This is a genomic window from Kiloniella majae, from assembly GCF_002118315.1.
Lineage (GTDB): Bacteria > Pseudomonadota > Alphaproteobacteria > Kiloniellales > Kiloniellaceae > Kiloniella > Kiloniella majae.
Genome location: NZ_MTSZ01000001.1, coordinates 424,568 through 437,089 on the forward strand (window position 1 = coordinate 424,568; position 12,522 = coordinate 437,089).

Annotated in this window: 14 protein-coding genes; 6 read left to right on the forward strand and 8 right to left on the reverse strand. The window is 45.8% G+C overall.

All coding sequences use genetic code 11. The features are described 5' to 3' along the window. Positions 1 to 46: 46 nt before the first annotated feature. The 3 genes from BKB51_RS01995 to BKB51_RS02005 all read right to left on the reverse strand — a co-directional run bounded on the left by BKB51_RS01995 (position 47) and on the right by BKB51_RS02005 (position 2,262). The gene (locus BKB51_RS01995) at positions 47 to 847 is read right to left on the reverse strand and encodes a substrate-binding periplasmic protein (RefSeq protein WP_085899416.1); all 801 of its coding nucleotides are present in this window, start codon (positions 845 to 847) and stop codon (positions 47 to 49) included. A 54-nt stretch (positions 848 to 901) separates the two neighbouring features. Continuing rightward, a complete protein-coding gene (locus tag BKB51_RS02000) occupies positions 902 to 1,726 on the reverse strand; it encodes a substrate-binding periplasmic protein (RefSeq protein WP_085899417.1) in 825 nt (274 codons plus the stop codon). Positions 1,727 to 1,974: 248 nt separating this feature from the next. After that, positions 1,975 to 2,262 carry a hypothetical protein gene (locus BKB51_RS02005; protein ID WP_085899418.1) on the reverse strand — a complete coding sequence of 96 codons (288 nt, stop codon included), beginning with the start codon at positions 2,260 to 2,262 and terminating at the stop codon, positions 1,975 to 1,977. 150 nt (positions 2,263 to 2,412) lie between these two features. On the opposite strand from BKB51_RS02005, the gene BKB51_RS02010 reads away from it, so the two are divergent. The 3 genes from BKB51_RS02010 (at position 2,413) to BKB51_RS02020 (ending at position 5,635) form a co-directional block, all read left to right on the forward strand. Then, positions 2,413 to 3,432: a homoserine dehydrogenase gene (locus tag BKB51_RS02010; RefSeq protein ID WP_085899419.1), complete on the forward strand. Its 1,020-nt coding sequence runs from the start codon at positions 2,413 to 2,415 to the stop codon at positions 3,430 to 3,432. After that, positions 3,413 to 4,696, forward strand: a complete 1,284-nt coding sequence (locus tag BKB51_RS02015; protein ID WP_125911760.1) for an MFS transporter — start codon at positions 3,413 to 3,415, stop codon at positions 4,694 to 4,696. The genes BKB51_RS02010 and BKB51_RS02015 overlap by 20 nt, the downstream gene beginning before the upstream one ends. A gap of 162 nt (positions 4,697 to 4,858) precedes the next feature. Beyond that, on the forward strand, positions 4,859 to 5,635 hold the full coding sequence (locus tag BKB51_RS02020) for a type 2 periplasmic-binding domain-containing protein (protein WP_125911761.1): 777 nt from the start codon (positions 4,859 to 4,861) through the stop codon (positions 5,633 to 5,635). A gap of 30 nt (positions 5,636 to 5,665) precedes the next feature. Here the strand turns inward: BKB51_RS02020 and BKB51_RS21230 are convergent, their stop codons facing one another. From BKB51_RS21230 to BKB51_RS02040, 4 genes are all read right to left on the reverse strand, one after another. After that, positions 5,666 to 5,794 (reverse strand): hypothetical protein, encoded by a 129-nt coding sequence (locus BKB51_RS21230; RefSeq protein WP_276327907.1) that lies wholly within the window; start codon positions 5,792 to 5,794, stop codon positions 5,666 to 5,668. 178 nt (positions 5,795 to 5,972) lie between these two features. Then, positions 5,973 to 7,475, reverse strand: a complete 1,503-nt coding sequence (locus BKB51_RS02030) for an FAD-binding oxidoreductase (RefSeq protein WP_085899423.1) — start codon at positions 7,473 to 7,475, stop codon at positions 5,973 to 5,975. A gap of 132 nt (positions 7,476 to 7,607) precedes the next feature. After that, on the reverse strand, positions 7,608 to 9,035 hold the full coding sequence (gene hglS / locus BKB51_RS02035) for a 2-oxoadipate dioxygenase/decarboxylase HglS (protein WP_085899424.1): 1,428 nt from the start codon (positions 9,033 to 9,035) through the stop codon (positions 7,608 to 7,610). A gap of 172 nt (positions 9,036 to 9,207) precedes the next feature. Further along, positions 9,208 to 10,314 (reverse strand): adenylate/guanylate cyclase domain-containing protein, encoded by a 1,107-nt coding sequence (locus tag BKB51_RS02040; protein ID WP_085899425.1) that lies wholly within the window; start codon positions 10,312 to 10,314, stop codon positions 9,208 to 9,210. A gap of 196 nt (positions 10,315 to 10,510) precedes the next feature. Between BKB51_RS02040 and BKB51_RS02045 the strand changes: the two genes are divergently transcribed. Beyond that, positions 10,511 to 10,909 (forward strand): hypothetical protein, encoded by a 399-nt coding sequence (locus tag BKB51_RS02045; protein ID WP_085899426.1) that lies wholly within the window; start codon positions 10,511 to 10,513, stop codon positions 10,907 to 10,909. A gap of 57 nt (positions 10,910 to 10,966) precedes the next feature. Further along, positions 10,967 to 11,215 carry a DUF6434 domain-containing protein gene (locus tag BKB51_RS02050; RefSeq protein ID WP_198946601.1) on the forward strand — a complete coding sequence of 83 codons (249 nt, stop codon included), beginning with the start codon at positions 10,967 to 10,969 and terminating at the stop codon, positions 11,213 to 11,215. Between the two features lie 81 nt (positions 11,216 to 11,296). On the opposite strand, the gene BKB51_RS20695 is transcribed toward BKB51_RS02050, so the two are convergent. After that, positions 11,297 to 11,470, reverse strand: coding sequence for a hypothetical protein (locus BKB51_RS20695; protein WP_158090115.1), 174 nt, complete (start codon positions 11,468 to 11,470; stop codon positions 11,297 to 11,299). A 635-nt stretch (positions 11,471 to 12,105) separates the two neighbouring features. Between BKB51_RS20695 and BKB51_RS02055 the strand changes: the two genes are divergently transcribed. Next, positions 12,106 to 12,339 carry a hypothetical protein gene (locus BKB51_RS02055; RefSeq protein ID WP_085899427.1) on the forward strand — a complete coding sequence of 78 codons (234 nt, stop codon included), beginning with the start codon at positions 12,106 to 12,108 and terminating at the stop codon, positions 12,337 to 12,339. The last annotated feature ends 183 nt before the right edge of the window (positions 12,340 to 12,522 follow it).

The following is a 12,522-nucleotide window of genomic DNA, read 5'->3' on the forward strand; positions in this document are numbered from 1 at the left end:
AGGGATAGTGCTTTTCGTATTGTTATTGATTGCGTTCCCAAAGCTTTCACGAGCTGTCTTGATCCTGCAAGCCATGTTTAATCAAGAGATTACGATAGGTACCGTCAGTTTTCATGGCACGTAGTTGCGTGTCGATCAGTTCAAGGATTAGTTTATATTCAGGTGTTTTCCTGGATATTCCGATGTAAAGTTTCTTTACCTCAATAGCTTCTGTTCCATAAGAAAACATATTGAGATTGGGGAAGAGTTTATTCGCAGTATAACGCGCCACCAATTCATCAGCCAACGCGGCGTCAACACGTCCGTCTTCAAGTTTTCTAAGTATTGTTTCCAGATCTTTTGACACATCTCGTTTGAAGTGTGTCGCCTCGGCAAAAGATTTTGGATAGGCATAATCCTGTGCCACACCAACATAGAGATTTTCCAGATCCCGAATGGAATTAACTCTGCGTTTGCCCTCTTTTAAAGAGATAAAAACCAGTCTGTTTTCACCTAACACCGCACCATAGGCAATTTTCTCTGCCCGTTCGGCTTGATACCACAGACCCGGGACTAAATCGACTTTGCCATCATAGGTTTCCTTGAGCACACGCGACCAGGGAATGGCTTTTGCTTCAACCTTAATACCTGCACGATCCATCGCTTTTTTCAACACCTCAACGACAAAGCCTTGTTCAGGCAGGTCATACCCCATATAGGGTGCCCATTCGGATACACCGATTACAAGGGGGCGCTGTGCGATACTGTCAAGAATAGATTCATCAACTTGCTCGGCATAACTAGTCCCAGACAGAAAAAAGACAAACATGACTAAACAACGATAGAGAAACTGAACCAGGATATTCATCAAATAGATCCTATAAACCCTATAAAAAATGTCCCCTCATAGAACGGCAAATGATCAGGAAGACCGATCTGCCTGTGTAATATTGTGCTTCGTCAAAATCGCATCGTAAGTGCCATCAGCTTTCATATCCGCAAGCGCTTTCTCAAACAAATCCAGTATGCGTTCATGATCCGGGTTTGCTTTGGATATTCCTAGAAAAATATCCTTACTTCCCAATACCTTGCGTGAATAACGAAACTCAATCATTCCTTCAAAAAGTCGATAAGTTGTATGGCGAGCAACCAATTCATCCCCCAACGCGGCATCAATACGCCCTCTGGCAAGTTTGCTAAGATTACTATCCAGATTTGGTGATAGATCTTTGATAAAATGTGTCGCATTTAAAAAATGTTGAGGGTAGGCATAGTCTTTCACAATGCCCACACGCAGATGATTAAGGTCATCCAGCGTCTCGATAACATAGGGGGATTCAGGATGACTGATAAGGACCAATCTTGCCTTTGCCAATACAGGTCCATACGCGATTGTTTTTGCCCGTTTTTCTTTGTACCAGATACCGGGAATGATATCGATTTCTCCCCGGCTCGCGCCCTTTATCACACGTGACCACGGCATCTTTTCTGCTGTGCTGTCATAACCAGCTCGCGTTAAGGCAACTTGCACAATATCCGTTAACAAACCATGCCCGGGCAGATCATATCCATTATAAGGCGCCCATTCGGACACGCCGACAACAAGTTTTTTGTTTTGAGATGATGATATTGTTGCTTGAGCAGAAACAGGTGAAATGCAAAGACGACAAACACAAAATACAGCCAGAAGCAACAACAGTTGTCCCAGTTTGCACCTTGTATATTCTTTACCTACAATACGTTTCATGCGTGATTCCTAACGCCGTTTTTACCCCTCACGCCAGAATCATTATTGCTATACTGATCTCTTCTTTAGTCCTGTAAAAGAAAACAGTCTATAAACCCCTGTTAGGTTTTATTGTACCCTCTTGTCCTTTTTCATTGGTTAAGAGGTTTTATTCTCAAAGACCTTTATACTACCCGCGAAAGATATATAAATATAGCCCCAAAGAGAGAAAGAAAGGATGGCATAGTAGGCCGATAAGAAAAAGGCTTCTAATTACCAGTTATCAAGAGACTGATTTCAGGCCAGTGATAAACCACAATGCTGATAGAAATTGGATTAATGGCAACGGCTAAAACCGAGCCGACAATATTCGTCACACGGGGATAATCGGGTGCAAAGTAATGAATAGTCTTTACCCAGATCATAGCCCACCATTTAAGAACCTGCCAAATCGACCTGAGAACAATATTATAGACAATATGTGTCACAGTTTTCCTGATCGCCGCCCAAAAAGCCGCAAACAGTATTAAAAACAGAGTTGAAAAAACGCCTTCCAAATCACTCCCCCTCAAAGACCTTATTCTAAAGTGGCCCTGTTTTTATTTAATTTCAAACAAAACCACACACGCCAGACTTGCAAAGACCTTTCTTTAGGTGTTTCATTCACATTCTCTTCCTTAGCAAAGTTTCCTTTGAAAGCACATTCCATGATTATCAAAGCAGCCGTTGTTGGCCTTGGCTCGGTGAACAAAAATCTGTTGAAGATCCTGATCAATAAAAAAGAACAGCTACAGAATAATCACGGTATCAGCTTTCAAATTGTCTGTGTTTCCGACAGCTCTGGTGTTGCGATCAATCCCGATGGTTTCGATCCACAGGATATGATCAGCCGAAAAGAGGCCGGTGAACGCGCCTCTTCTTTTCAAGGCTTTAGAAAAGACGCGTCCATTCAGGATATCCTGGAGGATACTAAAATTGATCTGGTTTTCGAAGCCTCTCCTGTCGATTTGAAAACGGGGGAGCCCGGCCTAGGCATCACCCGCACTGCTTTGTCCAAAGGCATTTCTGTTGTACTTGCCAACAAAGGGCCTGTAGCCCTTGCCTATGAAGAGTTACAGAAAATCGCAACCAAAACCGGGGCTTCTTTGGAAATGAGCGCAACGGTATGTGGCGGTTTACCAATTCTCAATATTGGTAGACGGGATCTGATCGTCGCTGATATCACCAAGCTTCAGGGTATTTTCAATTCCACCAGTAACTTTATTCTGGATGAAATGGCAACGGGGCGTTCCTACGACGATGCGTTGGCCGAAGCACAGGAACGCGGCATTGCCGAAGCTGATCCCAGCCTCGATGTCGGTGGATGGGATACTGCGAACAAACTGGTCATTATTGCCAATGCCATTTTAGGACAGACCGTTACCCTCAAAGATGTTGATGTTACTGGTATCGAAAATATTACCGAGGCTGATCTGAAATCTGCTCAAGCCAACAACAAACAAATCAAACTGGTTGCTAAATATGAAAATAACCAGTTGTCTGTTAGCCCTCTTGCTTTGCCACAAGATAGTTTCCTGGCCCATTGCACAGGTTGGGAAATGGCCGTAGAGCTTCACACCGATATCTATGGCATCATGTATCACAAACTCTGGGAACGTGAACCGGCCCCAACCGCCGCATCCATGTTGCGCGATGCCGTGAACATATTTGAAAACAAGACTTACTGAGTTACGAACAGAAAACAACGAAACGATGCCCCGCGCAGAAAAGACACTCGCTTTGGAAACAACACCAGAAAAAACTCCCCTGAATAGCCAGGCTTATCTTATTTTGCTCCTGCTTTTTATCGGGGTTTTCTGTAATGGCATGATTGTGCCTTTTATGGGCTTTTTCATTATCGATGAACTAGGGCGTGATCCTTGGGAAATCAGTATCTATGTCGGTCTTGTCAGTGTCTTGACCCTATTGATGAACCGCCAGTTCGGAGAACGCTTTGACAAGGGGGCGCGGGTACGTCCGCTAATTGCCATATCTGCATTTGCATTTCTGACCGCAACAACGACCCTTTCGCTGTATCCCTCCTATTGGGTGATCGTCGGTTTTATCAGTATCTGTTTCAGCTTCTCAAACGCCTCAACCTCCCTCATGTACAGCTTTGGGCGTGCCTATGCCGAAAAACAGGGCATGGCCATTACCGCCTACAATTCCTACCTGCGCAGCATGACTTCACTGGGCTGGATGATGGCACCGGCTTTGTCCTTTTTCCTTGCCGGGCAATGGGGGAACAGTTTCGTGTTCTATACCGCAGCCTCTCTTGCCGTTCTCTGGGTTATTTTGTGGTTTTTCGTTGTGCCAACTGACTTCACCGCCGCAGCCAAAGAACCATCATCGCAACAAGCATCATCTGAACATAAATCGCTCAATCACGGTTTATGGTTGGCCGCCACCGCCTGCCTCTTTATTGCCGGGGCACACATATTGACCAGCGCCGCCTTGCCACTTTACTTTACACAGGAAGCCAAACTGCCAACCTATGCACCGGGACTGGCCTTTGCGATCAAGTGCCTGACCGAAGTGGTGGTTATTCTTATGATCCCCTATGCCATGCAGAAATACAGCCCGCGAACAGCTCTCTACGCAGCAACACTGATCGCCATGCCGACCTTCTATATCCTCTCCCAAGTGGACAGTTTGCCCCAGTTGGTAGTGGGTGCCGCGCTGGAAGGTCTTTACTACGGTATATTCGCGGGTGTCAGCATCACCTTTGTCCAAAGCTTTGCCAATGGCCGTCTGGGCCGCGCCACCTCTCTCTACATGAACAGCCTCTTCCTCGGCGGCATGCTAGGCAATGTCTCCATGGGCCTTATCGCCAGTGCCTACAGCTATCAAACAGCCATCCAGCTTTCCCTGATAATCATCACCATCGCGCTCGTCGTTCTTATCGCATCCCGACGCAGTGACCGGGCTGTTGAGAGTGGGTTAAGTGTTTAGATTCTGTGTAAAGGATAACATTCCATATTCATCTTAAGTACTGACTCTTTTGCATTAATTCGTCAGAAAGCGCTTCAATTTCATCCGTTATTAAATCACTAAGGATTTGCCTGTATCCTGACCAATATTGCGTTCACTAGGTGTTATTGTTCAGGGCAAGAGATGAAGAAGTTATCCGCGTTATATATCGTATCAGTCCTGTTCCTGATACTTAGTCCATCCCATTCACATGCGAAGAACTACAGCGTCTGTACCGTTGAAATTCCGGGCGGGATGACAAAGGATAAAGAAGGTCCTCAGCCGCTGTTTAATTTTTATCAGGAAGTTATAAAACGGATTTCCGATAAAACCGGGCACACATTCGAGTTGCAATTCGCGCCTTCTTTACGATGCCAAAACCTGTTTTTCAAACGGGAAATTGACATCATCTGGCCCTATATTATCAGTGGCGAGGCAGACAGATTTAAAGAAGCCGGTTATACATTCCTCCCCATATATTCCATGCCAATCATTATGGGTGGGTATTATATTTTCACGAGAGAAGAAGACCCAGTTGCACATCAAGTTGCCGATTTAGAAGGTAAGAGTGTTGTCAGTGCAAGGGGTTACGGCATTCCAATAGAGCTGGAAAAAAGCACCAACATAACAAAATCAATTACAAACGGTAACGAGCTCATTCCCCCAATGCTCCTTGGCAAAAGGGTCGATGCCGGCATTATCCAAACTGGTTGGGTGCCGACACTCAGGGAACAGGGGCTGTTGGAAGGTCTGCACCACGGTGAAGTTATCGATTTTTGGGGTGGCTCTTTTACCTTTTACCCGGATGAGGAAGGCGTGGAACTTATGAACTCCTTCTCGAACACTATCCTTGAACTGGTAACAGAGGGAAAATACAGAGACATGATGACTGGCGCGCCCTATTACATTCCTAATTATTAAAGAGCCTGCCTATTAAGCTAAACCAACGTGTTAACTGTTTCCATAATTCACCATTAAAATAACAAACCAGAGCATGGGATGAGAGACAAAGCCGAGAATGCGTCCCCATAATATTGCATCGTCAGCACCATTAGGTGTGTTCGAAAGCACATTTTCCATAAATCTAGTCGTTACAGTAAACCAACTAAGCATCAGAAATTTTAATACTGAAACATACACAAATTTTACAACAACAAATACAACTATAAATAAAATAGCTTTCATCCTGCCCCCAATCAGCAATTACAGGATGCAGCTTAGAGGAGAAAAAGGCAACCAGACAAGAAGCTTAAACCTTCTAGCCCAATTTAACATCGCCGAGGGCACCCGGTGACAAAACGTTCTTTATCTGCGCGACCAGTTCTTTGACCTTTTTTGGGGTGTAGCTATCGTAAAATCCTTGGTTGCTTCGCCCTATGGCATGTTCGGCAGAAAAACTGCCGTTGTATTTTTCCACCACAATCCGGACCACCCATTCGCGTATAGACGAAATAAAGCTTTCATCGTCTAGACGAGCATCATCCTGTGGGATCGAAAGATTAAAGTGCAGACCACCATCACCCACATGACCAAAATCACAGATCCGCACATTCGGGAATTCTTCCGGCAATTCCTTCGCCATAAAGGCCCGAAACTTCATCAGGTCGCCACGACGGAATGACACATCAAAAGCCACCAGCTTACCGGCGTGTTTCACCCCTTCGGAAAGAGCATGCCGCAAGGCCCACATTTCTTCGGGACGCCCAATAAAGGCATTTTCCAGTGGCGCATCTGCATCTTCCCAGATCTCTGCCAACACCACTTCCATCAACTCGTCCAAACTCTGCTCGCTTTCGCGTTTGGCCCAGGTTCGGGACAGTTCGACCAACAGCACATAATCCGGAATCTCACCTCCGGGAAAGGGATTACGTAGCGAAGGCACATGATCAAAAGCGGCGCGGATCGCCTCAGCCGACATACCTTCGAAGGCGGTCAGGTTGGTATCACAGCGTTCTTCCATTTCCAGCAACAGCTTGAGGACAGCGGCTTCATCCCGGGGCACCAACAGCGCGGCCGTAGATTGCTGTGGCAAGCGGACGACATTTAATACGGCTTCTGTTACGACACCCAGAACACCTGTGGTCCCAATAAACAGATGCTTCCAGTCAATACCCGTATTGTCCTTGCGCAGACCCGACATGAAATCAAGCTCAGTCCCAGCTTCGTCAGCCAAAACAACCTTTACCCCCAAGGTATTCTGGCGCACATCACCATAACGTAAGAACCGGGCACCACCAGTGTTGGTCGCGATCATCCCCCCTATGCGAGGATCAGCGCCAAGATCAATCGGGAAAACATAGCCCTTGGGTTCCAGAAAGGCATTCAGATCAGACAGACGCACACCAGCCCCCACCGTGACCGAACGGTTTTCTTCGTCAAAAATAATCTGCTCAGAGGTAGTTATCTCTGCATCAGTAGCTTGAAGCGCACTCGTTTCTGTCAGGCGATCAAAACTGAGAACGCCCTGAGTGCCCGAACTATCAGGTGTCGAGGCCCCAACCAAACCACTATTGCCGGATTGTGGCACAAGAGTAATACCCCGCCCATAACAATAAGCCAGCACCCGAGAGGTCTCCTTACTGTTCCCCGGACGCACAACAAAAGCGGCCTCCCCCGAACCATAGCGTACACAGCTTTCATAAGGGGCAAAATCACCCTTGCTACTTCTGTCTGGTCGCAACAGTCCTTTTTCACCAACAATATCATTCAGGGCGTCAAGGTCTTGCTGGGTCACAAGAGTCTGCAAGGTCGGGGTTGTCATTTTGATAAACTCTGGTTTTAAAACAGTAAGGTGCCCCAAAACAGGACATGTATCAGGGCACCCGTCAATATTGGCAATGTTATAAGCAGAGGTGCCTTACATAGCCATCATTTCTTACGTCACCTGCTTTTCTTACGCTGCTTCTGACGCTTCTTGAGATGGAAGAGATTTTTCAGACAGCTTCTCAAGACAACGTGTCAACGATGCCTGTTCCAGTTCGGCATAGAGAGCCAGCTCGTCCAAAATCTCCGCACCCAAGGCTTTTTCAAATGCGGCCTGACTTGGGTTACTGTAAACAATCCCTGCCCCACCATCACCAAGGTTGGACTGGAAAATGCCCGCTGCTGATACTGGCAGGAAATCTTCATAGACAATAGGGTCCATACGCAAGATGCCTGCTTCCAACAAGCCATCAACGGTGCCGGAAACACCTACGGATCGGGAAATTTCAACGCCCTTTTCAGTTAGCGAATAACGGAAAAATGCAAGCCCTTCCGTACGCAGTTCCTCATAGGTGTCTGGAAAGGCCGCAAAGCTTTCAACCAGCAGATCCTCGTAAGTACCCTCTCCTGCCCGCACACCTGCGCGGGTTTCATCCAGCAGCTCGTCATAGAGCGTACGGCCTTTCGGGGTCAGGGCAATACCACGCTGTTCGATCTCACCAAAACGGGCAGTGTGTGATCCCTCTTCCCACTTTCCATCAGCTTGTTTGAAGAACACCTTTTCTTCCAAAGCCTTGAATGATGTCTGGCGCAACAGGATCGGGCATTTACGCTGCGGTGGGCCTTCGATAACAGCTTTGGGATCAATACCGCGCTGTGGCATTCCCACCTGAACAGCATCAATATCCAATGTCCGCGGGGTCAAGTGATTGATATGCGGACCATGGAAGCTGACAATATCTGCAATCAGGCGATGTTCATCATGCAGTCTGTTATAAAGTTCCTTGTCTATGTTGGCTTTAGTATGCCAACGGAATGTTTCCAGTGCTTCGGTGACAAACTGTGTAGCATCTTCGGCGTTCAATCCGCCCTGTGCTTCGGCCCGGTCAATCAGGTTCAAAGCTGCTGTGGTAAAGATTTCACGGTTGTCCAGCACCTCTTGTGCCGCAACCCGAAGTGCTTCGTCTTCAATAAGTTCCAGGCGCAACAAAGATGTGAAAATACGGAACGGGTTCTGGTTCAAATCAACCTCATCCACCGGGCGGAAAGCTGTGGAATGCACAGGGATACCCGCAACGGACAAATCGTAATAACTGACAGGCTCCATGCCCATGACCGCAAAAAGGCGGCGCAGGGTAAAAAGCTCTTTTTCTGTGCCGACGCGAATAGCCCCATGGCGTTCTTCGGTAATACGGTCCAGACCATCGGTGTGGGTCAGTTGATCACGAAGATCCTTGTCTTGTTCCAGAGACGCCGCATTGACATCGGCCACCAGATCCATCAACTCGCCATAGGCTGGAACCTCTTCCTTGTACATCGCTGACATTGCCTGCGAGAACTGGGCGCGGATTTCATTTTTCCCCAAAAAGGCATTGGTCTGAATGTTATCGTTTGTCATTACTTTATCTCCGAACGCAACTACGGTTGCTTTTGCTCGCCTAACGAGCCTTAACCTATATTCAGGTTAGGAGATAGCATTTGTGAAAGCGCGAAGAAAAACGATATCTTTTCATCACTTCATGAGTTTTACGAATGTCTAAAATAACCATCACTCTCATGAGGGAATATTTTTATTCCGGGTCAATCCCGCCATATACACTAATAGCTTCTTCACGGCCTCTGACCTTATGAGTGCCTTCATCACAATAGTAATTCCGCCAGCTTTTAAGACCTTCGAATTCTGCCTGTCTCAGGATATCTTCGCTGACCAGAACCCGCTTATCGAACTTGCGACAAAGCTCCTGAAGCCTGCTTGTGGTGTTGACCGTATCACCAATGACTGTAAAGCTCATGGACTCCCGAACGCCAATGTCCCCCAACACCACTTCACCATAGTGAACAGAGATATCTGCAACGATCTTTTCACGCCCCTGTGTTATGCGTTTTTCATTCCACCGATCAAGCTCTTTGACCATATCATAAGAGCATTTCAGGGCATTGACGGCGTCTTTATTTCCGGCTTCCGGCATCCCGAATATTGCCAACAATGAGTCCCCGGCAAAGTGTTCGATTGACCCGCTATAGGAAAAAATCACTTTGGCCATTCGGGTGTAGAAGGACTGTAAAATAGCCACAACGCGCTCGGGATCCAGCTTCTCAGCAATCGTTGTCGATCCCTGGATATCAATAAACAACACAGCAACATTCTGACGACGCATCTGGCCCAAGGGATTATCGTGTTCCGATAGATGCTCTGCTGTTTGCGGTGAAAAGTATCGGGCCAGATTGATCCGTTTTCGATTGGCTTCCGCAGCTTCATAGCGGGCCTGAACCAACTTGTTCTCTGTTTCAACGCGTCTTGATATATCGCGCTGTACGGCAACATAACAAGTAGCCTTTCCAAAGTGATCTAAAACAGTTGAAATACTCCATTCCATCATAAATTCGGAACTATCTTTGCGGTAATTAATCGTTTGCCCTTCCCATACCTCTCCCGCAGCAAGGGTTTCTCTCATATTATCAAAGATATGATGGTCTGTTTTTTCGCCTTGTAAAACGCGGGGAGACTTCCCCAGAATTTCTGCCCGGGACCAGCCTGTCATCTTTTCAAATGACTGGTTCACATAAATTATTTTTGGCCCAGGAGCATCCAGATCGCAATCTGTAACCAGAATACTGTCTGTCGCATATTCAAGAACATCGTTAGCATCAAAGTGTGCCGTTACATACTTTGTCATTCACCTCACCTATTGGGAGAACGGGAATATCTATGCGAGCAACCAGTACAAAAAGAATAACCCTTTTCCTTTATAATAGATACCAATCTAATCTATTATTATGACACTGCCCTACAAAAGTTCCGTCTTGGTCCTCTGTTTTTCTTGGCCCTCTGTTTTTCTTGCGACATTCTTTATAATTTTTTGAGAAATAATCATGCCTCTTTTATCCGATATGCTGAACAATCCCATCGGCGCAGTTACCTATACGTTCGCCGACAGCTCCAGCGGCATACTCAACGCTCGTTGGGCATTCAGTGCACAGGAAGATGTCCATATTGTCTGCAAAGGTACTGCTATCCCGGATAATTTTGAGAAACCAGATACTCCTCCAAAGGTTCTCACCGTGCCTGCTGATAAGGATCCCTTTATCGGGCCCTATACGATTACCTATGCTGGTCCCGATGGTCAGGAGAGTGATCCCTGGGATCTTTTGATTACCCGGAAAAATGAGATTTATTACGCGGTTTGGTCAAAGAATGACATCGCGCACTATCATGGCATTGGGTTCGTTTCACAGGAAAGTTTGATCTGTGGATGGCGCCCTGTAACATAATTCTACAAAAATAATATAATCATATCGTCAGGGTGGTTTAGCAACCAGGAGAAGTAAGTGAAAAAAACACAGGAAATATTGTCCCAAAATACCACTTTAAATATTGATTGGCATTCAGCTGTGTTGACGCGTGAGACACCCATTACGAAAAACTACAAACATACTCAAAATGTCCGAAGATTTATGAACTCGGAATGCGGTGATCGCTTCAAATTTAACAGGGCCTTTATGAGTTGGATCAAAAATGGAGAGCCCAAAACATTAGGCGACGTAGCAGACCACTGGCTAGCTCAAAACGCAAGTTAAGAAACGACTGGAGAGATTCAATTTCAGGAGGCACTTAATAATCTGCTTACCTGTCAGCATTTCATCTAAACGAGGTAATACTCAATCTGTTCTGTCGGCTGGATCTCTGGCCGGATTTCTGGCTGAATTTTTTGGTATTTTTTTGTGATCAGCTTTAAAGTTTGCACTAAACTTTGACCAGAACCTGGCCAAGCGTATACGCAATGGCAAGAACGGCACCAGTGCCGCATTATCAGACGTCTCATCCCAAAACATAACGCCCTCCCCGGCTATATTTGTTCAGCTTTATTCGAGCACTTTTATTTTCATGAGAAAACTCTACGCCCGTTATGTGACTCTAATGTTGCATTTTTATGAATTCACTTCCAATCAGACAGGCAAAAAAGATAAAACCGTGCTATAATTAAATTCTGTTTTTGATCCACATCGCTAAAAACATGTAAAAACAAATACTTGTTTCACAGCATATGAACAATTAGGGAAAACAGTACGGAACAAGCCCAAAACCCTTAAGGATTTTGTTAATATTCCGCTGACTATACTCAAGGTCTGGCTTTTATAAATCGGTGAAATCACAAAAAAATACACGATAAAAAAGCCAGACGAACAGGATGTTTTCAGGTTGCTTTCAAGATCGTTTTCCTTGAAGGCTGGATGCCTTTGAATGCATCTCTTTTTTATGTTTATTTTGGCATATTCTGGTACTCCTCAGGCATTTTGAGTACCCTGTTCGCTAGGCTTGGAAATCAAATCGGTCACTCTGGTGACATAAATAAATATCCCGAGCCTCTTCCAGTGCGGTTTTATTTGTTGTTGTGTTGCCAGTGCTTAATCTCACTCTTAAAGGAGTTGAGACTTAAAAAGAGTTGGGGCTTAAAGGAGTTCAAATCGTGGCCTACAGTGCAAAAAATCTTAGTGAAGCTTTGGGAAAAGAAATGGCGCAAGGGTACCGCGCGCGTAAAATCGCAAAGCTTGCCGGTAAAATCCACCATAATCATCGCAGCGAACTTTCTCGCTACCTTGATTGCAAGTTGATGCAACTTACGGCAATGGAAGAAGGACCAGAATTCGAGTTTTCCGAAGGCGAAATGCAGCATCTTATTTCAGAGCTACGAAGTCATTAAACACTTCCTGCTTGCTCCGAACTGATCATTAGAACGATCACATAAATCGCTATATAAGTGAGCAACTGTGAACGTTAATTTACATGGAATTTTCTCCCGGGACAATAATCCGAGACAATAATCCGGGGCAGTGATATCGTGTATACAGACGGTCTATAAAGGCAATCCATGGAAACAGAAGAG

Bases quoted from the DNA above. Each gene is read 5' to 3' on its own strand.
- BKB51_RS02010 (WP_085899419.1), top strand. From the start codon at position 2,413: ATGATTATCAAAGCAGCCGTTGTTGGCCTTGGCTCGGTGAACAAAAAT.
- BKB51_RS02030 (WP_085899423.1), bottom strand. From the start codon at position 7,475: ATGACAACCCCGACCTTGCAGACTCTTGTGACCCAGCAAGACCTTGAC.
- BKB51_RS02040 (WP_085899425.1), bottom strand. From the start codon at position 10,314: ATGACAAAGTATGTAACGGCACACTTTGATGCTAACGATGTTCTTGAA.
- BKB51_RS01995 (WP_085899416.1), bottom strand. From the start codon at position 847: ATGAATATCCTGGTTCAGTTTCTCTATCGTTGTTTAGTCATGTTTGTC.
- BKB51_RS21230 (WP_276327907.1), bottom strand. From the start codon at position 5,794: ATGGAAAATGTGCTTTCGAACACACCTAATGGTGCTGACGATGCAATA.
- BKB51_RS02000 (WP_085899417.1), bottom strand. From the start codon at position 1,726: ATGAAACGTATTGTAGGTAAAGAATATACAAGGTGCAAACTGGGACAA.
- BKB51_RS02045 (WP_085899426.1), top strand. From the start codon at position 10,511: ATGCCTCTTTTATCCGATATGCTGAACAATCCCATCGGCGCAGTTACC.
- BKB51_RS02020 (WP_125911761.1), top strand. From the start codon at position 4,859: ATGAAGAAGTTATCCGCGTTATATATCGTATCAGTCCTGTTCCTGATA.
- BKB51_RS20695 (WP_158090115.1), bottom strand. From the start codon at position 11,470: ATGTTTTGGGATGAGACGTCTGATAATGCGGCACTGGTGCCGTTCTTG.
- hglS (WP_085899424.1), bottom strand. From the start codon at position 9,035: ATGACAAACGATAACATTCAGACCAATGCCTTTTTGGGGAAAAATGAA.